The sequence below is a fragment of the Exiguobacterium sp. Helios genome, from assembly GCF_014524545.1.
Lineage (GTDB): Bacteria > Bacillota > Bacilli > Exiguobacteriales > Exiguobacteriaceae > Exiguobacterium_A.
Window position 1 is genome coordinate 2053559 of the sequence record NZ_CP053557.1, and the last position, 22047, is coordinate 2075605.

Here is a 22047-nt window from a genome sequence, read left to right on the forward strand (position 1 = left end):
TTCACCTTGTCCTTATTGTTTTTGACGTGCCAAAATCCGAATTGGTGTTCCTGTAAAATCAAAAGCTTCACGAATCCGGTTATCCAGATAACGTTTATATGAGAAGTGTAACAATTCCGGATCATTGACGAATAAAACGAATGTAGGCGGACGAGAAGCGACCTGTGTCGCATAGTTAATCCGCAAACGAACACCTTTATCCGTTGGTGCAGGATTCATTGCTACCGCATCTACGATGACATCATTCAAGACACTTGTCTGAATGCGTTGTGCATGACTCTTCGCTGCTTGTTTGATGACAGGAAGTAACGTTTGTAAACGACGTTTTGTTTTCGCCGAGACAAAAACGATTGGTGCATAATCAAGGAACCGGAATTCTTCGCGAATTTCCTCTTCCATTTTTTTCATTGTTTTATCGTCTTTTTCAACGGCATCCCATTTATTGACGACGATCACGATAGCACGACCTGCTTCATGGGCATAACCGGCAACTTTTTTATCTTGCTCGATGATGCCTTCTTCACCATCTAATACGACACAGACGACATCCGCCCGTTCGATGGCTTTTTGTGCACGCATGACACTGAATCGTTCTGTTGATTCATAGACTTTTCCGCGTTTGCGCATACCAGCTGTATCGATGATGACATACTCTTGTTCATCCCGTGAAAACGGTGTATCGATTGCATCACGCGTTGTACCGGCGACACTTGACACGATGACCCGTTCTTCACCGAGAATCGAGTTCGTCATACTTGATTTCCCGACGTTTGGACGTCCGACTAAAGCAAACTTAATCGTGTCCTCATCGTATTCGATCTCTTCTTTATCCGGTGCAAGCTCAAGCACACGGTCAAGCATATCTCCGAGTCCTAAACCGTGCGTTCCGGAAATCGGATACAAATCACCAAATCCTAATGAATAAAACTCGTACATCAAATCGCGCATTTCAAAGTTATCGACTTTGTTGACCGCAATGACAACGGGTTTATTTGAACGGAATAACATATTTGCGACTTCTTCATCTGCTGATGTAATGCCTTCACGGCCGTTGACCATAAAAATAATGACATCCGCTTCATCGATAGCGAGTTCCGCCTGATGACGCATCATTTGAAGTAGGGGCTCATCCCCGACTTCGATTCCACCTGTATCAATCAAATGAAAATGACGATTCAGCCATTCTCCAGTTCCGTATATACGGTCGCGGGTAACGCCTGGCTTGTCTTCTACGATCGAAACCCGATCTCCAATCACCCGGTTAAAAATCGTCGACTTTCCGATATTTGGGCGACCTACGATCGCCACTACTGGAATTGCCATCCCAACACCTTCTTTCTCTTCTCTCGCTTCATAGCCGTTCTATTGTACCAAATGAAGCGGTTTTATACCATATCTATCGGAACATAAAAAAAGTGAACACGTTTCGTGTTCACTTTTACTACGTTATTCTTTTGAATCCGATTCTTTCTCAGCAAGATCAGCAACTGAAAATCCTTCGTTTTGATCCGTATACTGAGAATAGTCATCTTCCGACGATTCTTCCTGCTCCAGCACACGTGTTGACAAGGAAATCTTATGCTCCGCAAGATGCACTTCAAGAACTTTTGCTTCAATTTCCTGACCTTCTTCAAGCACTTCTGACGGCGACCCGATGTGACGGTTCGCGATTTGCGAAATGTGAAGCAGTCCTTCCACCTGTGGCGCTAGTTCAACAAACGCACCGAATTGGACGATTCGACGGACACGTCCTTTGACGATATCTCCCGCTTCGATTTTACCTTCCATCTGTTGCCATGGACCCGGCTGCGTTTCTTTAATCGAAAGTTTTACTTTTTCCGTATCGCGGTCGACACCAAGTACTTTCACTTCGACTTGTTGTCCTTCCGTGACGATATCAGACGGCCGTTCCACACGATGATGTGCCATTTCAGAAATGTGGACTAAACCATCCACACCGCCAATATCAACGAACGCACCGAAATCCGTTAAGCGTTGAACCGTTCCTTCTAAAATCTGGCCCACTTCGAGCTGCTCGAGGGTTTCTTTTTTCTTCGCATTCAGTTCGCCTTCGACAACGGCTTTATGCGAGAGAATGACACGATTTTTTTCTTGATCCAGTTCGACGACTTTAACAGCAATCGTTCGACCAATATAATCCGAAAAGTCTTCCACGTAATGTCGTTCTACAAGAGAAGCCGGAATGAATCCACGAACACCGATATCGACGACAAGTCCGCCTTTGACGATATCTTTTACAACAACATCAAAAATTTCACCTGATGCGTATTTCGCTTCGACTTTTTCCCATGCCTGCAAGGCATCCACTTCACGTTTGGAAACAACTACTTCTTCATCTGTTATTTTCTTGACCTTTACTTGTAGTTCATCACCGACTTTGAGCGCACCTTGAATGTCATCCAAGTGGAGACTCGATACTTCGCTAATCGGCAGGATTGCTTCTGTCTTATATCCGATATCAATGAGTGCTTGCTTGTCTTCAATCTTCACGACCGTTCCGGTTATCACCTGGTCCCGATGAATTTCAAAATCAGGCATATCTTTCATTTCTTCGACCATTCCAACACAACCTCCTCACGATGAGTACAAGAAACGTATGAATACGTTTATCCTTCTTCTAACTTCTTACAATTCTGACTATTTGTCAAGGCATTACGCGTGATTGAAGTAGACGGTTTTGATTTCTTCCAAAATCCGTTCGGAAATCGCCTTCGCCGCCCCTCGCTGATCTCTTAAATCCGCAATGTCAACCGGTTTTCCGATGGCAACGCGCATTCTTCGGAACGGACGGTAATCCCCGATGATTGCAATCGGTAAGATTTGGGCCGGTGAACGCAAAGCGAAGAATCCGACGCCGGGTTGGGCTGATGTAAACTCTCCTGGTGCCGATCGGGTCCCTTCCGGAAAAATTCCGACCGTTTCATCCGAATTTAACAATTCAATCGTCCGCTTCAGTGCTTGGCGATCACCTTGTCCGCGACCGACCGGATAGGTTCCGGCTGAAATCATGATTTGCTTGAGAACCGGGATATTGAACAATTCTTCTTTCGCCATGTAGCGTACGGAGCGGCTGGTCGGAATAGCACTGACTAAAAAGACCGGGTCCCAGTTGGAACTGTGGTTGGCACAGACTAAGAGTGATCCGTCAGACGGAATATTTTCCTTCCCCGTCACTTTTAAACGGAAGACCGTTTTAGCAATCATCAGGACGATGAATCGTGCTAATCGATAAACAAATTCGTTCTTTTTCATTTCAGGACACCTTCTGCAAGTTCAGTTAACCGGGCGACGACCTGATCAATGTTCAATTCTGTCGTGTCGAGGTAAATGGCATCTTCTGCTTGCTTAAGCGGCGAAACCTTCCGTTCGCTATCCCGCTGATCGCGCAGGGCGATTTCTTCCTGCAATGCTTCTAAGTCGCTGTCTATTCCACGGGCGACATTCTCACGGTGACGGCGGCTCGCTCGTTCTTCGACCGATGCCGTCAGAAAGACTTTCAGTTCGGCTTCAGGCAAGACGACCGTCCCGATGTCACGACCGTCCATGACGATCCCCCCATGTTCCGCCAGTTTGCGTTGGGCAATGACAAGCGCCGACCGGACTTCTGCTTGGCGGGCGACAAACGAAACGTTATTCGTCACTTCATTCGTTCGAATCGCTTCCGTCACTTCCCGTTCTCCGATGAAGACCCGTTGTCCGTGTTCTCCCGGTGTCAGACGAAGATCGAGTGATTTCATCAATTCTCCAAGGACCGGTCCATCTTCTAAATCAAGCCCCTGTTCTAACGCGGCAAGCGTGACGGCACGATACATGGCTCCTGTATCGATGTACACATAATCGAGATGTGCTGCTAATTGTTTGGCAATCGTACTTTTCCCGGCTCCTGCTGGTCCGTCTAAGGCAATTTGAATATTCTTCATGAGTGATTTCGTTCCTTCCATCATCACCAACGTAAGTGGTGTATAGTATCGACCGTTATCATAGCAAAAAAAAGCCCTTACGTGAATGGATTCGTTCCACGTCGTGAATTTTTCATTTGCGCTTGGTAACAGTGCCGTAAGACCAGTTCACGACTTCGGTCATTGATCCGAGTAAACTGAAAGGCTAATTCATAACGGGCTTCTCTCGGGTCAACACGGACGAGTTCTGCCAAAACATCGACTGTATGTGTCACACCGTCTCCCGTCGGCAGTAAAAAGGTTAATTCCAGCTCTTCCTTCACTTCAATTGGAATTTGATTAGCCAATACTAAAATTCCGCCTGCCGATAAATCGAGCGTCACAGAAGTGAACGGTTCAAAAGCCGTTTTATGTGGATGAACAGCTACATCCAATAATTGAGGCACGCGGACGAACTGTCGGCGCTGGACACGCTGAATCATGTCTTCTTTTGGTCGACGTAACGCATACCGTTGACCTCGTAACGGATCATTTTGACGTTCGACGACTTCCGTCTCAAATCCATACAGCTTTCCTTTTTCCTTAAAAAAGTAAAATCCGACTTGTTCTTGATCCGACAAGATAAAAGTTTTTAACGTCGAGACTTCACTTGGTGCCTCAATCCAAATCAGTCGGTTCGTCACGGCTGTCACTTTCGTTCGCCCTTGCCGGTCCTCTTGATTGGTCAACATGACTAAATCTCCAGTTTCTATCATCTTACTCTCTCCCAGCCCATTCTATTCAGTTACTTTTTCTATTGTGGCGTTGGTTCAAACGATTCGCACTTCGAATTTGATACAGACCGACTGTCCATAATCCAATCATAAATAAAATCGGCACAATAGATATCCCACCATTTTCCAATATTAACAAATTAAAGATAGTGTGTACAATCATCGGAACAAAAATCGATAATCCGAGCCAACGATACGGATGATTCGAAAACTTAGCTTTTCCCATAAAAAATCCCATGATGACTGCAAATAAAGCATGTCCTGAGACCGGTAAAAACGCACGGAAAATCATATGTTCAACCGTCCCATTGACCATTAAATATAAAATATTTTCCAGTGTCGCAAATCCTAAGGAACAAGCGACTGCATAAATGATACCGTCATAATAGTCATTAAACCGCTGATGGATATAGACGGTATAAAACACAACAAACCATTTTGCAAATTCTTCCGTCACGGCAGAACGAACCAATTGAATCGGTTCCAGTCCTCCAAACTCATTTTGAATGATGTATTCGATGAACATTAAAGGAAAAACAAGAAGTATCCCGAAAATAAAACTACGTAGGATATACCCTACGGGCTCTGATTCATGTTCGTGGCGCAGATAAAAATATGTCAACAATGCAATTCCTGGGGCAATTCCTGAGAAAACGATTGGTAACACGTCTCCTCCCCCTTCCTATTCTCTTAGAATAAAGGTTTCTGTCGAAAAAGAAAACAGCACCCATTGTTTCTCTGGAAAAAAAGGGTACAATGTTAATGAAAATGACGGGAAAGAAGGTGAAGGTTGCTCGTTTTACGACGACGACTACTTAATGAAAAAACTACTTTTGATTCATACCGGAGGCACCATCGCCATGGCGCAAAACCATTCCGGTCACGTTTTACCTAATGAAATCAATCCGCTGGATGCCTCATTGCCCAAAGCGACCGACATTGCTGACATTACAACACGTCACTTTTCCAATCTGCCGTCTCCGCATATCACACCAGAAATCATGTTACGACTTGCTCACTTCATCGGTAAGGAATTACAGGATGGCTCGTATGACGGCGTCGTCATCACACACGGCACGGATACGTTAGAGGAAACAGCATACTTTCTCCAGCTCACGATCGGAGCGCCTATCCCGATCGTTTTGACTGGTGCGATGCGTTCTTCCAATGAGGTCGGATCAGACGGTGAATTTAATTTGATTACCGCCTTACGGGTGGCCGTCAGTAAGGCTGCTCAAGACAAAGGGGTCCTCGTCGTCTTCAACGGGGAAATCCACTCTGCGTTTAACGTCACAAAAACTCATACCTCTTCAGTCGATACTTTTAAATCCGTCCATTTCGGAAATCTGGGTATGGTGACGAAAGATCATGTTTACTTATTTAACACACCGCTTCTCAAACCGACCCATATGGTGACACAATTGAGCAAACGCGTTGCCGTCCTCAAAGTCTATGCCGGGATGGAGCCTGATTTACTGCTTGCGGTCAGCGAACTCGGTTACGATGGCCTTGTGCTAGAAGTACTCGGTCAAGGAAACGTGCCGCCGAGCCTGGTAGATGCGATTCAGACACTGACACAACAAATGCCGATCGTTATCGTCAGTCGTTGTTTCAACGGGATCGTCCAGGATGTATACGGGTATACCGGGGGCGGACAACAATTAAAAGAACTCGGTGTGATTTTCTCAAATGGACTGAATTCTCAAAAAGCACGGTTGAAATTAATGATCGAACTTGAGATTAGTGCGACGCACCATGCTTTGGAAGAATCTTTCCGCGTCGAATAGAAGAACAGACAACAAAGGGAGGGGCTATGAACGCCTCTCCCTTTGTGTGCATATACATTATGATCGTGCAGTTTCTTGTTTCAGACGATACAGAAGACTGTCTGCAATCAATTCACCATGGAATCGTCCGTTTTCGATGAAGATTTTATTGGCATCATATCCAGCTGCAACAACACCAGCGATATAGATGCCGTCGATGTTCGACTCCATCGTCGCTTCATCAAATACAGGGATTCCTGTTTCTGAATCGATTTCAATTCCGGCATCGGCGAACAGTCCGATATCCGGTGTATAACCCGTCATCGCGAAGACAAAATCAGCTTTGACGGCCAACTGTTCACCGTGAACAGAATATAACACTTCCGCATTCGTAATTTCTTCGATTGTTGCGTCAAACACCATCGTCACTTTTTCTGCCCGGACCAGGGATTCAAAATTCGGCAGGACCCATGGTTTAATCGACGGACTATACGATTCGCCGCGATACAACATGGTCACACGGGCACCTGCTTTTTCAAGTTCAATTGCTGCATCGACACTCGAATTCTTCCCACCGATTACGACAACATCCTGGCCATAAAACGGATGACCTTCTTTGAAGTAATGGAAAACGTGTGGCAACTCTTCGCCCGGTATATTCATCTTATTCGGCAGTCCATAATAACCGGTCGCGAGAACAACCGATTTAGCTTCCCGTGTCACGACTTGCTGACTGCGAAGCGAAGTCACGTTAAACCCGCCGTTGATGCGCGCGACGTGTTGAACCGTCTCAAATGGTCGCACGGTAACTTCTTTTCGCCGTACTACTTCCCGGTAATAGACGAGTGCATCTTGTCGTTTCGGTTTCAATTCTTTATTAATAAAAGGCACACCGCCGATTTCCAGCTTTTCACTACTTGAAAAAAACGTCTGGTGTGTCGGGTACTGATAAATGGCTTCCACGATATTTCCTTTTTCAATGACTTCGACGGACAATCCCCGTTCCTGCATTTCAATTGCAGCTGATAACCCACAAGGTCCTGCGCCGATGACGATACAATCCAACATATCTCTTTCGCCTCTTCCGCTTGCTTTTTTTTCATCTTAGCAAATCTTTCCGGCCGAAGAAAGAAATAACCATACAAAAAAAGCTCACTTCACTTAGAAGTGAGCTTGACTTAGATTAAACCCAACCACGGAATCGTGACGCTTCCGCCATTTTCCGGACACCTACCATGTATGCCGCAAGTCGCATGTCGACATTTCTTGTCTGAGCCGTTTGATACACCTGGTTAAAGGAATTCACGAGCACTTTTTCAAGTTTTTCATGCACTTCTTCTTCCGTCCAGTAGTATCCTTGATTATTTTGAACCCATTCAAAGTAAGAGACTGTTACGCCACCACTTGAAGCGAGAACGTCCGGAACAATCAAAATATCACGTTCCGCTAAAATCTTCGTCGCTTCGTTCGTCGTTGGACCGTTCGCCGCTTCGACCACGATACTCGCTTTAATGTCATGGGCGTTGTCTTCTGTGATTTGATTTTCAATGGCTGCCGGGACTAAAATATCACATTCCAGTTCCAACAACTCTTTATTCGAAATCGTATTTTTGAAAAGGGTCGTCACAGTACCAAATGAATCGCGACGATCGAGTAGATACGGAATATCAAGACCGTTCGGATCGTGTAATGCTCCGTATGCATCACTGATGGCGATGACTTTCGCACCGAGGTCATGCATGAACTTCGATAAGAAGCTTCCGGCGTTACCGAATCCCTGAACGACGACACGTGCCCCTTCAAGCGTGATTCCTTTTTTGGCAGCCGCTTCTCGAATCATGATGGCGACACCTTTTGCCGTTGCCGTCTCACGACCATGGGAACCTCCAAGCACTAATGGTTTCCCTGTAATGAAGCCTGGTGAGTTGAATTCATCGATTCGACTGTACTCATCCATCATCCACGCCATGATTTGTGAATTCGTGAAGACGTCCGGTGCCGGAATATCTTTCGTCGGACCAACGATTTGACTGATGGCACGAACATATCCGCGACTTAACCGTTCAATTTCACGGAAACTCATTTCACGTGGGTCACAGATGATTCCGCCCTTCCCCCCGCCGTAAGGTAAATCGACGATTCCTGCCTTGAGACTCATCCAGACGGACAATGCCTTGACTTCGACTTCCGTTACGTTAGGATGGAAACGAATTCCACCTTTCGTCGGACCGACGGCATCATTATGCTGAGCACGGTAACCGGTAAAGATTTTGGTCGATCCGTCATCCATTCGAACCGGAATCCGGACTGTCAACATCCGAAGTGGTTCTTTCAACAGTTCATACATCTCGTCTGGGTAACCAAGTTTTTCAAGTGCTTCCTTGACGATTTCTTGTGTTGCTTCGAGTACATTCTTGCGATGATTTGCGTGTTGTTGGTCAGTGATCATTCCAACGTTCCTCCCCATAAGTGGCATCCCCTATGCCGTTTCCTTGTTCGGATAAAGTATACCTTTTTCCGAGCCGTAATGAAAGGGGTTGTCACCATATTTGTAAGCGCTTTCTAACATCTACTTCATTTTCACTTTTTTTTGCTTGCCGATTCACTTTGATGACGCGTAATCGCCAGTTCAATAAATGTTTCGACCAGTTCCGGATAGTCGATTCCGACAGCTCGCGCACCATCTGGGAACAGACTCGTAGAGGTCATCCCCGGTAACGTATTCGTTTCCAGAATAACCGGTGCCCCTTCATCGGGAACAAGGAAATCGGACCGCGAATAACCGGCGCATCCTAACACTTGATGGGCTAAAACGGCCCATTCCTGTAAGATTTGTGTCGTCTTGTCGTTAAACTGCGCCGGACAGATATGTTTCGATCCACCGATTGCATATTTTGACTCGTAGTCATAAAATTCATTTTTCGGAATGATCTCAATGACCGGCAAGGCTTTTTCTTGTCCTTTCGCCCCGAGAACCGGCACTGTAACTTCACGCCCTTTGATGAATTGTTCAATCAAAACAGCATCATCCGCCTGGAATGCCAGTTCGATGCCTTGACGCAGCATCTGTTCGTCCGTCGCAATCGTTAAACCATTCGAAGAGCCTTCTTGTGCCGGCTTGACGACACAAGGGAATTGCTTGTCCCATTGTTTGACTTTTTGTTCGATGTCGTCCCCTCGCTCGACCAATACATCCCGTGCAATTCGAATGCCTGCTTTTTCGAAATGTACCTTTGAGCGCGCCTTGTCCATCGCTAACGCTGACGCCAATACTCCTGAACCTGTATATGGAATGCCTGCCATCTCTAGTAGTGCTTGGACACGACCATCTTCACCAAACTTGCCGTGAAGGGCAATGACAGCGGCCTCGACTTGTAGATTTAAGATTTCCTCTGCACGCTCTGGATGAAAGTCGACGGCAACGACTTCATGCCCTTTACTTTCCAGCGCATTAATTACCGATTTCCCACTATTTAATGAAACTTCACGTTCACCAGAAATTCCGCCAAACAATACTGCCACTTTCATCTTGTTCACTCCTTCATCTTACGTTCAATGCTTATCATACCATCACTTTTTGTATGAAAAAACACAAAATGGTCGCAAGAATCGTCCAGACACATAAAAAGTCACTTCCCGAATGCATTCGGTGAAGTGACTTTTTAGCTACACCTTGACGATTCCCGATTAAAATGGGTCATCCGAATCAAGGTGTAAAGGTTGCGATTAGAGCTGGAACCGCTTGTTCCAACAGAATCGTTTTGCCGTATTCCGACATCACGAGCGGACTTTTCGGACTGGGTACTCCGTATTCCGACAGAATCGTTGTAATCGTCTGCTCAACATGTTGCTTCATTTGTTCTTGGAAGTATAAATAATAACGGTTTTCAAAGAAATACAGTGTGCCACCCGATTCCGTTTGATCGATGTGACGCCCCAGACTATGACTCGCTTGAATGACATCCTCCAACTGATCCAGTTGATATAAGACATGATGCACGATATCGACCGTCATCCTGATTTCCACTTGATCAAATTCTTCAAACGTTTCTTCCGGCAAGGCGCCTTCCCGCCGAACATCGACCAACATCCCGTCATTCGGAAAAAATGTGACAAAAAAGTCGAGTGTCCCGACGGCATGAAATCCGTAATTCGATTCTGCTTCTTCTAGTAAATTACGTAATAATGCTTGTCCTTTTCCGACAGCCAACGTTTCTGGTCGAACGTCATGGGCAGACAGTTCTTGCTTTGACACGAAGACCCGTAAGTGACCTTGCTTAAATTGCTCAAACCTCATATTAGACTCCTCCAGTTACTCGGCAGAGTATAAAAGCTCTCCGTTCAATATGACTCACACTATACACCAGTTGTCGGAGTGAGTCGACTTAACCAACTTTTCCAAGCGGTGTCATCTGATCCAAGCAACATATCCCCATACTTTTCCGGATGTTGGTCAACGGCATAGCCACCCAAACCAATTTCCGTTTGCGGCGCATGCAGATGAATCTCGTCAATTGCTTCATCCAGGTCCTTTAAATGATCAGAAATCGTACAAGATAAAACAACTGCTCGAGGAGTCAGCTGTTTCGTTACCGCCACAAGATCGGGTACTGGAATACCCGCGCCAAGGAAAATGACATCGAATCCGCTCTGACGTAAATACAACGTAAAGAACAGCAATCCAAGTTCATGTTCTTCTTCCGGTGCACAAACGCACAGAATGCGTGGCAAAAATGGATTAATCGGCATTTGAAGGGATAACGTCGAGAGACGCGCCCGTAAGAACGCCGTCGCAAAATGTTCATGTGCAATCGTAATCGTTCCTTTTTCCCATCGCATCCCGATTTCATGTAACAACGGACCTACGATATCTTGAATGACCTTATCAAAGCTAAACATCGAAAAGGCTTTGTTCATGATGTCATGTGCGTGCCGTTCTTCGAAACTCGTCAGTGCTTCGAACAGTTGATCACGCAGTTCGATCCCGTAATCGGTTGGAACCTCCGTTCGGTTCACCGGCATTTCATATAGTTGAATGGCTTTCGAAACCGATAGCCCTTCTTTTTGTTTATCGACAATCCACCGCAGCTTGGCAACATCGTTATCGCTGTAAATACGATGTCCTGATTCGCTCCGATCTGGATCCAATACTTGATACCGCCGTTCCCAAGCACGAATGGTCGTCGGATTGAGTCCCACCAATGCAGCAACTGCTTTGATATTATATTTCCCACGATCCATGCACCGTGCCTCCTTTCTTCTTCCCTTTAGTATACCCGTAAAGGAAAAAAATCTCCGTTCACAATGTGCGCTTACATCATGAAACCGATGGAGACAAAGGCAATGATAATGGTAATCATCAAAACGGTGAGGGTAATCGCAAGTGGATTTTTAGCAAATGGTTGTTTTAACCGTTCATTTCGAACGTGCTCGATTCTCGAGGAACGTGGAGGTAATGATGTTCGTTGTTGTTCATCTTGCCGATTTTTTCGTTGATCGTGTTTACTCAATTTCATCACCTTTTCTAAAAAATAAGGAATACTATTAGTTTACACTGAAGGACGGGATGAAAAAAAGACTTCTTCTAGCCGACGTTTCCAGTCAAGTTGGTTCACATCGACCTGTATGACAGGTTCGTCCACCGTGAGTGTACCGCAATTGTCACAACACCGGTCTTGTACAACTGGCTTCTCGCCAAAATGCTCCAAGATGAAGGCCCGGCGACAAAACGTATTTTGAATATAATTTATCATTTGCATAAGTTCACGTAAACGTATTTTTTTCCGGTCCTCTTGCCATTCAATAATTTGTGATTTTGTTTTCCCTTCCATAAGTTGACTTTTTAACAATCGATAGGCGGGATCATCCGGTTCGAGATTAAGGCGTTGTTCAATCGATTCAAAAGACTCCCCTTGTCCGCGGGATTGAGTCACTTGATCAACCCAAAGTAACGACGCATATTGTTTATCCACTAAGAATTGTTGAAGTTGTTGATCACCTGGTGCATAGAGTAATACAGCAGTCGAGGGCTGACCGTCCCGTCCCGCTCGTCCGATTTCCTGCATGTAGGCTTCAATCGTAGCCGGCATCGTATAATGAATGACGGTCCGGACATTTCCTTTGTCAACACCCATACCAAATGCACTGGTACAGACCAGACAGTCAATTTCGTCGTGAAGGAACTGTTGTTGAATCAGTTGTCGATCTTCCGGTTCAAGACCGGCGTGGTAATAGGCCGCCTGAGGAACAAACGTCGCGATTCGCTCTGCTTCTTTCCGCGTCGTCGTATAAATGACGCATGGACGATTGGTAGTCTTCAATCGTCTTTTCAACACTGTATCTTTTTCGCTTTGTTCAGTTTGTTCGACAATGAGTTGAATTTCCGGTCGGTTGACGGAATGACGGATCCGGTTGGGTTGTATAAGTGCCAGCCCTTGAATGATGTCCTGTTCGACTTGATTCGTTGCCGTAGCCGTCAAAGCTAGGCAAGTCGGATTACCCAGCTGTTTTCGGATAGACCCCAGTTTTGCATATTCCGTTCTGAACTCGTGCCCCCACTGCGAGATACAGTGGGCTTCATCGACGACAAACAGATTGATTTTGATGTCCGCTAACCGTTGTTGGATTTGCGGGACAGCCAACTGCTCAGGGGACAGATATAAATAACGTAACTGATTCAGGTGGCGTAAAATGTGCTCTTTTTGATCACGGGACTCAAGCGACGTCAACTTGGCGACGGATCGTTCCCCCCGGCGTTTGATTTGCATGACCTGGTCTTCGATCAGCGACAGCAAGGGGGATACAATCAACGTCAGTCCGGGCGTTTGCAGATAAGATGGCAATTGGTAACAAATCGATTTACCTCCGCCTGTCGGCAGGATAGCGACTGTATCATGACCGTCAAGGACCGATTCGACGATTGGACGTTGCCCGTCACGAAATGCATCATATCGAAAGATTCGCTTTAATACTTCTTCCATCATGGACGAGCCACCTTTCTTGCCAGGACGATACGGATTTGAAAATAGTCCATTTCCTGCGTCAATTCGTGTTTAATCCGTTTCAGTGAGAACGTCTGTAACCGTTCAGAGAGTCGGACAACCTCTTCATGTTGGGTAGCAGTCACAAATTGTTCGAGTGGAAAAACAGTAGCATACATTGCGATTTCGACGAGATGATCTTCCATCGTACTTTTTTTTAATCGTCGCCTCTCGGCAATTTGTTGAACGGTGTAACCTTGTTTCAGCAACTCCCAGGTCTTTTTCGCAGACTGCGTCATTTTAAAATGATCAATATCGTTTCCTAGAGACAGTATCAGGCCGTCTTCAGGTAATGCCCGTAAACATCTTCGCCAGGCCATCACAAATTCCAACTGTAGCGAAAGCAAGTCCGTTCCCAGCCGTTCACTCAATTGAGGAAACGATAATCCCGTTTTTTGCCCGGATAACCGGTAACTGATGAGAATTGCATCTCGTTCTGTCAATTGATGTAACGCCTTATTCAGTTCTTGATACACAGTCGTTATCCAAACCGACCGTTCGGGTACCTGACGGATTTGTTGTCTGACCCACTCTTTTATCCCACTGTCTTGTTGTACTGGAATAAAAAAAGTGTTTTGATTAAGACAGACAATCGATTGAATCAACAGACTGATCCGTTTCCACAAATGTATCGGATAACCGCGTAGCTCTCCACCTAAGTCATCCAGTAAAAAAGGCGGAGTGATTTGTGCTCTTCCGGCATCTGTAATCATCAAAGTTTGTTCCCGCTCGATCCAGCCGGCATGTTCCAGCTCCTGTAACAGCTGCTCAAACCGGTCTTTTTTTAATGGCACCATTCCGAAAATAGCTTCCAGTCCGTAAAAATGTGCGTCTTGTAAGGAAGTCGCTGAACGTTTTCCTTGAATCAGATGAAATAAGCTTCGATCTGTCCGTTCATTTTGCAAACGACTGATGGCTTCTAGTACGATTTGTCGTACGATTGTTTTTTCCATGTCAGTCCTCCTTTCCGTCCTGTTGCAAGTTGTTACTGGGATGCCTCGTTCATGTTCAGAATACATCCGACTCCCAATTCGTACATTTGTTCCTATTTTACATTTCCTATCTGATTTACGCTATGTTGAATCTACTAAAGAAACGGAAAAGGCGATTTCACCCCATCGATTGGTTTATTCACATACTTCTACCTCTTCTTCATTGAAATGCGCGCATGAGTCCGATACAATGACTTATAGATGAGAACAGTACTTGGTTTCCAATGTTTTCGAATCGAGAGGAGAATGACCGATGGCTAAATTTACAATTGTTGACAAAGACACATGTATCGCATGTGGCGCTTGCGGCGCAGCTGCCCCTGATATTTATGATTACGATGATGAGGGCTTGGCTTACGTCATTTTAGATGATAACAAGGGAACAGCTGAAATTCCAGAAGCGTTATTTGATGATATGATCGATGCATTCGAAGGATGCCCGACAGATTCTATCAAAGTAGCGGACGAATCATTTGAAGGCGACGCGCTTAAATACGAATAATGTTCGACTCACCGGTCTGCTCTTACAGGAGCAGATCTTTTTTTTCGTAAAAAAAATCACTTTCCTACGGCGAGCGCAGAAAAGTGATTTAAGACAGGAAACGTTACCGTTTTCCTTTGATATACGGTACACCGACAGCTTTCGGTGCATCCGCCCGTCCAACGACACCGGCAAGTGCCAAAATCGTCAGCAAGTATGGTGCAATCAACAAGTAGACTTGTGGAATTTGATCCAAAAGCGGTAACTGTTGTCCAATGATCGAAATCGCTTGAGCGAATCCGAAGAATAAGGCTGCGCCCATCGCTCCGAGTGGATTCCATTTTCCGAAAATCATGGCTGCAATCGCAAGGAATCCTTGTCCAAGAATTGTTGTTACACTGAAGTTGAGTGAAATCGATGTCGCGTAAACAGCGCCGGCAAGACCACCAAAACCACCTGAAATCATGACACCGATGAAACGCATTTTCGTGACATTGATTCCCATCGTATCTGCCGCCATGGGATGTTCCCCGACCGAACGAAGACGGAGACCGAATGGTGTTTTGAAGATGACGTACCACGCAACGAATGCCAAAGCAATCGCAATGTACGACGTGTAATAGACGTTAGCAAAAAACATCTTGAGTACCGGGATATCCGATAAAAACGGAACGTTTTCTTTCGAAATCCGGTTCGGAATCGAATCCGTCTGTCCTTTTCCATAAAACGCACGAACAAGGAAAATCGCCAAACCGACAGCTAACATATTAATCGCTACTCCGAGAACCGTCTGATCGGCACGGAATAAAATGGCCGGAATTGCGAGGAACAACGAGAATATGGCTCCGACAACGATGGCAATCAGCATGGCAATCCAAGGACTGGCAGCGCCTAACCCCATCTTCGATAACGTTAAGGCCGAAACGATACCTGAGAATGCCCCCATGACCATCAATCCTTCAAGTGCGATGTTGACAACACCAGAACGCTCACTGAAGATTCCACCGAGTGCTGCAATGATCAACGGAGCCGAATAGGCAAGTGCGATCGGTACGATAATATACAGTACTTCTAAAAAGCCCATTATTTATCGGCTCCTTTCACTTTTTTATCTTCGGGTTTCTTGACCGTGAACTTCTCGATCAAAAGACGGATCGCATAACCCGATGCGACGAAGATGATGATAAATGCGATGATGATTTTAATTAATTCTGGCGGGATTCCGATTTGTTGCATCGAAAGACCACCGATGTTCAGACCCGCAAACAGTAAGGCGGCAAGTACAACCCCAATCGGATTGTTGGCACCTAGTAAGGCAACGGCAATCCCGTCGAATCCGACACCTGTGAATGAAGCATTCAGCGTCATGTTTTGGAATGTTCCTAACCCTTCCATCGCTCCGGCGAGTCCTGCAAATATACCCGAGATGACGAATGAAAGAACAATGTTCTTGTTGACACCCATACCGGCATATTCTGCTGCACTCTTATTGAAACCAACTGCCCGTAATTCATAACCGAGCGTCGTTTTCCAAAGGATGAACCAAAAGACGAGTGCTGCGAGAACAGCAATGAAAATCCCGTTATGCAGACGTGAGAAATCCGTCAATTCCTGCAGGAATGGTGAAGCAAGTGAAGCGGATTCCTTTACTGACTCCGTCCGTTCGTTTTCAATCCCGATGACGTGACGTAAAATATCATTCGTCACATAGAGGGCGATATAGTTCATCATGATCGACGTGATAACTTCGTGCACGTGGAATTTTGCTTTTAAGATACCCGGGACGGATGCCCAAAGCGCTCCAGCAAGTCCCGCACCAATCAAAGCGAGCGGCAAGTGAATCGCTGTCGGGAGGTCAAACTCAATCCCGATCCAGACGGCAACCATCCAGCCGACCAACACTTGTCCTTCCACTCCGATGTTAAAGAGTCCTGTCCGGAAAGCAAAGGCAACAGCAAGACCCGCAAAAATCAACGGAGCAGCAGCTCGTAATGTTTCACCGATGCTGTAAGGCTCTCCGAATATTCCGTAAAACAATTGATCAAATCCATCAACCGGATTGTAACCGCCAGCCAGCATAACGATTGCACCGACGACCATTCCTAAAATGATGGACAGAATCGGAATCAATATTCCGTAAAAACGTTCTAGTTTCATGAACGACCGACCTCCTCTTTCTTACCGCCGGCCATCAAGAAGCCAAGTTCGATTTCGTTTGTTTCTTTCGGATCAAGGAAAGCAACGGTACGTCCTTCATAAAGAACCGCAATCCGGTCCGACACTTGTAGAATTTCTTCCAATTCAAATGAAATCAATAGAACAGCACGGCCTTTTTCTCGTTCGAGAACCAATTGTTCATGGATGAATTCAATGGCTCCGACATCTAGTCCACGTGTTGGTTGTGCCGCAATCAGTAAGTCAGGGGAACGATCTACTTCACGGGCGATAATCGCCTTTTGTTGGTTTCCGCCTGACAGGGCGCGCGCAAATGTTTCCGGACTTGGAGTTCGGACGTCGAACTTCTCGATTAAGGTTTTTGCTTTTTCCATGACCTGACCGTAGTTCATGATGCCTGCTTTTGAATACGGTTTTTGATAATACGTTTGTAACACCATATTGTGCCCGATCGAGTAGTCGAGGACCAAACCGTGTTTATGACGGTCTTGCGGAATATGTCCGACACCGGATTCCGTCACTTTTCGTGGTTTTAAGTTCTTGATGGATTTGTTATTGAGGAAAATCTCACCGCTGTCTGCTTTACGCAAACCGGTAATAGCTTCAATCAACTCCGTTTGTCCATTCCCATCGATTCCAGCGATTCCGACGATTTCACCGGCCCGGATATCGAGGTTCAATCCGTCTACTGCCTTGATACCGCGACTGTCTTTGACAACTAAATCTTTGATGTCCAGTACAAGTTCTTGTGGAGTTGCCTTGGAATACTCCGCATTGAAGTTTACTTCCCGCCCTACCATCATCTCAGCCAGTCTTGATTGGGTCATTGTTTCATCGATATCAACTGTTCCGATATACTTACCACGACGAATTGTCGTACAGCGATCGGCGACTTCCATGATTTCCTTCAATTTGTGGGTAATCAAGATAATCGATTTCCCTTCAGCAATCAATCGATTCATGATTTGAATCAATTCTTTGATTTCTTGTGGGGTTAAAACAGCAGATGGCTCATCGAAGATTAGAATATCTGCGCCACGGTACAGTGTTTTTAAAATTTCAACACGCTGTTGCATCCCTACCGAAATATCTTCGATTTTTGCATCTGGATCAACGGCAAGACCGTATTGTTCCGAAATTTGGCGGACTTTTTCACGTGCCGCTGCTCGGTCGATTTTCAGACCGGCTTTCGGTTCTGCACCCAAGATGATGTTTTCTGTTACTGTGAAATTTTGAACGAGCATGAAATGTTGGTGTACCATCCCGATCCCCAGATCATTCGCAACGTTCGGACTCGTAATATTGACTTTCTCACCACGTACACGAATCTCTCCAGCCTCAGGCTGATACAAACCAAATAAGACGTTCATCAGCGTCGATTTTCCGGCACCGTTTTCACCAAGTAAAGCGTGAATCTCACCTTTCCGAAGCTGGAGCGTGATGTTATCATTTGCGACGAAACTGCCAAACTCTTTTCGTATGTTTAGCATTTCAATGACGTATTCCAAGAAAATCCACTCCCATGTTTAGTTTAAAAGGGGAGGCCGCAGTACTAGCGACCCCCGCTTCCAGTTTATTTCAGTGACGCTTCGTATTCTTTGTACTCGTCGTCAGTAGCTGGAACTTTGATGTCGCCAGCGATGATTTGTTTTTTGAAGTCTTCCACTTTCGTCAAGACGTCTTTCGCTACATTGTCTTGTGATGGTGCGATATCAACTCCGCCGTCTTTGAGACCGAACTCAACGACTTTACCAGCTGGGAAGTTACCGTCTTTCGTATCTTTTGCTACTTGTTCAACTGCTGTATCTACACGTTTGACCATTGACGTCAATGTAACGTTTTCTGGCATACCTTCTTCAACTTGGTCACGGTCGACACCGATTACCCAAACATCTTCGCCGTTTTTCTTACGGTTTTTCGCTTCTGTGAAGACACCTTGTCCTGTTCCACCAGCAGCATGATAGATGACGTCGACTTTTTTACCGTACATACCTGAAGCAATTGCTTGTCCTTTTTCAGCAGCGTTAAAGTCTTCTGCATATTGAACTTGGATGTCTGCTTTCGGGTTGACGGCTTTAACTCCAGCTTTAAATCCACTTTCGAACTTTTTGATCAAGTCAGAGTTAACACCACCGACGAAACCAACTTTGTCTGATTTCGTTGTCAAACCGGCAACAACACCAACGAGGAATGATCCTTCGTTTTCTTTGAAGACGATTGAAGCTACGTTTGGCTTATCAACGACCATGTCGACGAGTGCAAAGTTGTTGTCTTTAAACTGATCGGCAACTTTACCGATATCTTCTGCCATTAAGAATCCGATACCGAGAATCAAGTCATATTTCGCACGAGCCAATTGCTGAAGGTTCGGTTGGTAATCCGATTGTTTCGCTGACTGGAGGTACTTGTATCCTGTACCTTCTTTTAAGTCGTTGTCTTTACCGAATTTCTGAATCCCTTCCCACGCTGATTGGTTGAACGACTTATCGTCAACACCGCCCGTATCTGTAACCATACCTACTTTGAAGCCTGCTTTTTCGTCTCCGCCGCTTGAATCTTTCGAATCATCGTTACCACCACATGCTGCGAGTACCGAACTCATTGCTAAACCTGTTGCTGCTAATGCGAGAAGTGACTTCTTTTTCATCTGAAATAATCCCCTTTCGAATATGGTCATACAAAGTTCCTGACTACGTCAAGCACCTGAGGCTGGTGATGAGGAGCGTTACGTAGGTAGGTGGAAAGCGCTTTCAGTGGAACCCCTAAAACGAGTGGTTAGACACGCTTACGGATGACATGGAAATCAAACTTGTCCGCACGGAAATAGTTCGCTGAATAAAGAACGGATCGGTCAAGCTCATCATAATGCGTTTGCCGCAGTACGAGTAACGGTTGGTCCGTATGTAATTGTTCAGCGATCTTTGGATCAATCCGCGGTTCGATGTGCGTGACCGCATGAGTGACACGGCGTCCTAATTCTTTTTCTAGAGCGTCAAACAGTGACGTCGAAGACGTAAACTGTTCTTCATTTTTAATATAATGGCTTGGAATCTTATCGACACAATAGACGACAGGAACATCTCCCGCAAGTCGGATTCGTTCGATTCGATAAACCAGTTCATCCGGTCCTAACTGAAAACGTTCTCGATCACGTTCAGTTGGTTGTACCATTTCTGATGACAGAACTTCTGAGGTCGGAATCATACCTGCACGCGCAATCATCTCCGTGACACTGTAAAGCTCCTCAATCCCTGAAGTAAACGGTGGTCTTGCATTGATAAACGTACCGACACCGTGTTTACGGATGACAATGTTCTCATCTTCAAGAATTCGTAAAGCCTCTCGAAGAGTCGCTCGACTAACGCCAAGTTGCTTTGAAAGTTCAAACTCTGAAGGTAACTTTTCGCCTTCCTTGTAAACGCCGTCATCGATGTCAGACTTGATTTTTTCAATCACACGTAAATAAAGCAAACGATGATCTAATTTAATCGACATGACGCATCTCCATCCTCTATCTAGTTGTAACCAGTGCTCAGACTTCTGACGTATGAGAACTCCAGCCAAGATAAGTATATGATGCCGGACTCAATCCTGCAATCATTTTGTAACAGGTTAGAAGTCTGACTTCTGGCGCTTTTGTAACCCTTTTCATAACGTAAATAAGATTGGAAGAAAATAGGGCATTCTACCTAAGAATACCCCTTTTCCACCTGTCGCTTATTGTTCAGGGACAACTGTTTTTCCTTCAACAACAGCTTTTTTGGCTTGTTCGACTTTTTTCAATGTCTCTTTTGACAGCTTGTCTGACTCTACTAAATCGACACCTTGTTCTTTTAAACCGTAACGAATCGTTTTCCCACCCGTTAGTTTTCCGTCTTTCGCCGCATTGGCTGTATCTTGAACCGCACGATCTACTCGCTTGATGACCGATGTCAACGTCACGTCTTCCGGCATACCTTCTTCTTTTTGATCCCGGTCTACTCCGATGACTGAAACATCTTCGCCGTTCTTCTTACGGTTTTTCGCTTCTGTGAAGACACCGTTTCCTGTTCCGCCGGCAGCCGGGAAAATAATATCCGCGCCTTTTCCGTACATTCCGGCTGCGATTGCTTGTCCTTTTTCCGGTGCTGCAAAATCCTCAGCGTATTGGACGTCAACTTTGATTTTTGGATTAACGGATTTTGCCCCTGCTTCGAATCCGGCACGGAATCGCTCAATGACATCCATCTTCATGCCGCCGACAAATCCGATGTGGTCCGTTTTTGTCTGCATGGCCGCTACAATTCCCGCAAGATAAGCGCCTTCGTTCTCTTTGAACGTAATTGATGTCACATTTTTACCCGGTACGACATTGTCGACGATGGCAAATTGAGTATCTTTAAATTGTTTCGCTACAGTCTCGATGTCTTCGTTAAACGTATTCCCGATTCCGAATACTAAATCTTCCCCGCCTCGTGCGAGTCGAGACAAGTTCGGTTGGTAGTCTTGTTGGGACTTAGACTGAAGATAGGAGTAGCCTTCATTTTGCTTAAGCTGATTTTCTTTTCCGTACGCTTGAAGGCCTTCCCATGCCGACTGGTTAAATGACTTGTCATCGATTCCGCCTTTATCGGCAACCATCGCTACAGAAAACTGTTCCTTTTTACTTGAATTGTTGTCCGCCGAACCTCCACATGCTGCTAATCCGACTGTCGCAATGGTCATCATTGATACGAATGCATACTGCTTTTTCATCATCGCCAACTCCTCTTCCTGTAATGTGAGCGCTTTCATTATCTATTTGTGAAAAAGTCGCTCACGTACCTTTATCGGGTACGCCAACTCATATGACTGAGTATGACAAATATCCCGCACAAAATCAACAGACGTCTGACAACTATTTTGATGAAAACGGTTTAAG

At 45.4% G+C, this 22047-nt stretch carries 22 protein-coding genes; 2 read left to right on the forward strand and 20 right to left on the reverse strand.

Translation table 11 applies throughout. The annotated features are described in order from the left end of the window. Window positions 1-12 precede the first annotated feature (12 nt). The 6 genes from der to prsW form a co-directional block, all read right to left on the reverse strand. A complete protein-coding gene (gene der / locus HNY42_RS10810) occupies window positions 13-1323 on the reverse strand; it encodes a ribosome biogenesis GTPase Der (protein ID WP_026828069.1) in 1311 nt (436 codons plus the stop codon). Window positions 1324-1446: 123 nt separating this feature from the next. Next, the gene (gene rpsA, locus HNY42_RS10815; RefSeq protein ID WP_114595553.1) at window positions 1447-2580 is read right to left on the reverse strand and encodes a 30S ribosomal protein S1; all 1134 of its coding nucleotides are present in this window, start codon (window positions 2578-2580) and stop codon (window positions 1447-1449) included. Window positions 2581-2673: 93 nt separating this feature from the next. After that, window positions 2674-3273, reverse strand: a complete 600-nt coding sequence (locus HNY42_RS10820; protein WP_188004487.1) for a lysophospholipid acyltransferase family protein — start codon at window positions 3271-3273, stop codon at window positions 2674-2676. After that, window positions 3270-3941 (reverse strand): (d)CMP kinase, encoded by a 672-nt coding sequence (gene cmk, locus HNY42_RS10825; RefSeq protein WP_131502544.1) that lies wholly within the window; start codon window positions 3939-3941, stop codon window positions 3270-3272. Before cmk ends, HNY42_RS10820 begins: the two co-directional genes overlap by 4 nt. Window positions 3942-4018: 77 nt before the next feature. Further along, window positions 4019-4675, reverse strand: coding sequence for a flagellar brake protein (locus HNY42_RS10830; RefSeq protein ID WP_131972533.1), 657 nt, complete (start codon window positions 4673-4675; stop codon window positions 4019-4021). Window positions 4676-4700: 25 nt separating this feature from the next. Next, window positions 4701-5360, reverse strand: a complete 660-nt coding sequence (gene prsW / locus HNY42_RS10835; RefSeq protein ID WP_131502545.1) for a glutamic-type intramembrane protease PrsW — start codon at window positions 5358-5360, stop codon at window positions 4701-4703. 151 nt (window positions 5361-5511) lie between these two features. On the opposite strand from prsW, the gene HNY42_RS10840 reads away from it, so the two are divergent. Further along, window positions 5512-6480, forward strand: a complete 969-nt coding sequence (locus tag HNY42_RS10840; protein ID WP_188004488.1) for an asparaginase — start codon at window positions 5512-5514, stop codon at window positions 6478-6480. 57 nt (window positions 6481-6537) lie between these two features. On the opposite strand, the gene HNY42_RS10845 is transcribed toward HNY42_RS10840, so the two are convergent. The 8 genes from HNY42_RS10845 to HNY42_RS10880 form a co-directional block, all read right to left on the reverse strand. Beyond that, window positions 6538-7527: a YpdA family putative bacillithiol disulfide reductase gene (locus HNY42_RS10845; RefSeq protein WP_188004489.1), complete on the reverse strand. Its 990-nt coding sequence runs from the start codon at window positions 7525-7527 to the stop codon at window positions 6538-6540. A gap of 115 nt (window positions 7528-7642) precedes the next feature. After that, window positions 7643-8908 (reverse strand): Glu/Leu/Phe/Val family dehydrogenase, encoded by a 1266-nt coding sequence (locus HNY42_RS10850; protein WP_012370683.1) that lies wholly within the window; start codon window positions 8906-8908, stop codon window positions 7643-7645. A 131-nt stretch (window positions 8909-9039) separates the two neighbouring features. Further along, complete coding sequence (locus tag HNY42_RS10855) at window positions 9040-9987, reverse strand: D-alanine--D-alanine ligase (protein ID WP_188004490.1); 948 nt, start codon at window positions 9985-9987, stop codon at window positions 9040-9042. A 178-nt stretch (window positions 9988-10165) separates the two neighbouring features. Continuing rightward, window positions 10166-10756, reverse strand: a complete 591-nt coding sequence (locus HNY42_RS10860) for an adaptor protein MecA (RefSeq protein ID WP_188004491.1) — start codon at window positions 10754-10756, stop codon at window positions 10166-10168. 59 nt (window positions 10757-10815) lie between these two features. Beyond that, complete coding sequence (locus HNY42_RS10865) at window positions 10816-11700, reverse strand: MerR family transcriptional regulator (protein ID WP_131502550.1); 885 nt, start codon at window positions 11698-11700, stop codon at window positions 10816-10818. 71 nt (window positions 11701-11771) lie between these two features. After that, window positions 11772-11969, reverse strand: a complete 198-nt coding sequence (locus HNY42_RS10870) for a hypothetical protein (RefSeq protein ID WP_233494518.1) — start codon at window positions 11967-11969, stop codon at window positions 11772-11774. A gap of 39 nt (window positions 11970-12008) precedes the next feature. Continuing rightward, window positions 12009-13442 carry a RecQ family ATP-dependent DNA helicase gene (locus tag HNY42_RS10875; RefSeq protein WP_188004492.1) on the reverse strand — a complete coding sequence of 478 codons (1434 nt, stop codon included), beginning with the start codon at window positions 13440-13442 and terminating at the stop codon, window positions 12009-12011. Continuing rightward, a complete protein-coding gene (locus HNY42_RS10880) occupies window positions 13439-14452 on the reverse strand; it encodes a YpbB family protein (RefSeq protein WP_188004493.1) in 1014 nt (337 codons plus the stop codon). The genes HNY42_RS10875 and HNY42_RS10880 overlap by 4 nt, the downstream gene beginning before the upstream one ends. Window positions 14453-14744: 292 nt before the next feature. On the opposite strand from HNY42_RS10880, the gene HNY42_RS10885 reads away from it, so the two are divergent. Next, window positions 14745-14993 carry a ferredoxin gene (locus HNY42_RS10885; RefSeq protein ID WP_012370689.1) on the forward strand — a complete coding sequence of 83 codons (249 nt, stop codon included), beginning with the start codon at window positions 14745-14747 and terminating at the stop codon, window positions 14991-14993. Window positions 14994-15096: 103 nt separating this feature from the next. Here HNY42_RS10885 and HNY42_RS10890 read toward each other — a convergent pair whose 3' ends face one another. The 6 genes from HNY42_RS10890 to HNY42_RS10915 all read right to left on the reverse strand — a co-directional run bounded on the left by HNY42_RS10890 (window position 15097) and on the right by HNY42_RS10915 (window position 21884). Continuing rightward, complete coding sequence (locus HNY42_RS10890) at window positions 15097-16056, reverse strand: ABC transporter permease (protein ID WP_131502553.1); 960 nt, start codon at window positions 16054-16056, stop codon at window positions 15097-15099. Further along, window positions 16056-17129 (reverse strand): ABC transporter permease, encoded by a 1074-nt coding sequence (locus tag HNY42_RS10895; protein ID WP_131502554.1) that lies wholly within the window; start codon window positions 17127-17129, stop codon window positions 16056-16058. Before HNY42_RS10895 ends, HNY42_RS10890 begins: the two co-directional genes overlap by 1 nt. Next, window positions 17126-18655: an ABC transporter ATP-binding protein gene (locus HNY42_RS10900; RefSeq protein ID WP_114595537.1), complete on the reverse strand. Its 1530-nt coding sequence runs from the start codon at window positions 18653-18655 to the stop codon at window positions 17126-17128. Before HNY42_RS10900 ends, HNY42_RS10895 begins: the two co-directional genes overlap by 4 nt. 65 nt (window positions 18656-18720) lie before the next feature. After that, a complete protein-coding gene (locus HNY42_RS10905) occupies window positions 18721-19794 on the reverse strand; it encodes a BMP family lipoprotein (protein ID WP_131502555.1) in 1074 nt (357 codons plus the stop codon). Between the two features lie 128 nt (window positions 19795-19922). Further along, a complete protein-coding gene (locus HNY42_RS10910) occupies window positions 19923-20642 on the reverse strand; it encodes a GntR family transcriptional regulator (RefSeq protein ID WP_012370694.1) in 720 nt (239 codons plus the stop codon). Between the two features lie 222 nt (window positions 20643-20864). Continuing rightward, window positions 20865-21884, reverse strand: coding sequence for a BMP family lipoprotein (locus HNY42_RS10915; protein WP_131972528.1), 1020 nt, complete (start codon window positions 21882-21884; stop codon window positions 20865-20867). Window positions 21885-22047: the final 163 nt, after the last annotated feature.

Coding starts and splice junctions, on each gene's coding strand:
- der (WP_026828069.1), bottom strand. CDS start 1,323: ATGGCAATTCCAGTAGTGGCGATCGTAGGTCGCCCAAATATCGGAAAG.
- rpsA (WP_114595553.1), bottom strand. CDS start 2,580: ATGGTCGAAGAAATGAAAGATATGCCTGATTTTGAAATTCATCGGGAC.
- HNY42_RS10820 (WP_188004487.1), bottom strand. CDS start 3,273: ATGAAAAAGAACGAATTTGTTTATCGATTAGCACGATTCATCGTCCTG.
- cmk (WP_131502544.1), bottom strand. CDS start 3,941: ATGAAGAATATTCAAATTGCCTTAGACGGACCAGCAGGAGCCGGGAAA.
- HNY42_RS10830 (WP_131972533.1), bottom strand. CDS start 4,675: ATGATAGAAACTGGAGATTTAGTCATGTTGACCAATCAAGAGGACCGG.
- HNY42_RS10840 (WP_188004488.1), top strand. CDS start 5,512: ATGAAAAAACTACTTTTGATTCATACCGGAGGCACCATCGCCATGGCG.
- HNY42_RS10845 (WP_188004489.1), bottom strand. CDS start 7,527: ATGTTGGATTGTATCGTCATCGGCGCAGGACCTTGTGGGTTATCAGCT.
- HNY42_RS10850 (WP_012370683.1), bottom strand. CDS start 8,908: ATGATCACTGACCAACAACACGCAAATCATCGCAAGAATGTACTCGAA.
- HNY42_RS10855 (WP_188004490.1), bottom strand. CDS start 9,987: ATGAAAGTGGCAGTATTGTTTGGCGGAATTTCTGGTGAACGTGAAGTT.
- HNY42_RS10860 (WP_188004491.1), bottom strand. CDS start 10,756: ATGAGGTTTGAGCAATTTAAGCAAGGTCACTTACGGGTCTTCGTGTCA.
- HNY42_RS10865 (WP_131502550.1), bottom strand. CDS start 11,700: ATGGATCGTGGGAAATATAATATCAAAGCAGTTGCTGCATTGGTGGGA.
- HNY42_RS10875 (WP_188004492.1), bottom strand. CDS start 13,442: ATGATGGAAGAAGTATTAAAGCGAATCTTTCGATATGATGCATTTCGT.
- HNY42_RS10880 (WP_188004493.1), bottom strand. CDS start 14,452: ATGGAAAAAACAATCGTACGACAAATCGTACTAGAAGCCATCAGTCGT.
- HNY42_RS10885 (WP_012370689.1), top strand. CDS start 14,745: ATGGCTAAATTTACAATTGTTGACAAAGACACATGTATCGCATGTGGC.
- HNY42_RS10890 (WP_131502553.1), bottom strand. CDS start 16,056: ATGGGCTTTTTAGAAGTACTGTATATTATCGTACCGATCGCACTTGCC.
- HNY42_RS10895 (WP_131502554.1), bottom strand. CDS start 17,129: ATGAAACTAGAACGTTTTTACGGAATATTGATTCCGATTCTGTCCATC.
- HNY42_RS10905 (WP_131502555.1), bottom strand. CDS start 19,794: ATGAAAAAGAAGTCACTTCTCGCATTAGCAGCAACAGGTTTAGCAATG.
- HNY42_RS10910 (WP_012370694.1), bottom strand. CDS start 20,642: ATGTCGATTAAATTAGATCATCGTTTGCTTTATTTACGTGTGATTGAA.
- HNY42_RS10915 (WP_131972528.1), bottom strand. CDS start 21,884: ATGATGAAAAAGCAGTATGCATTCGTATCAATGATGACCATTGCGACA.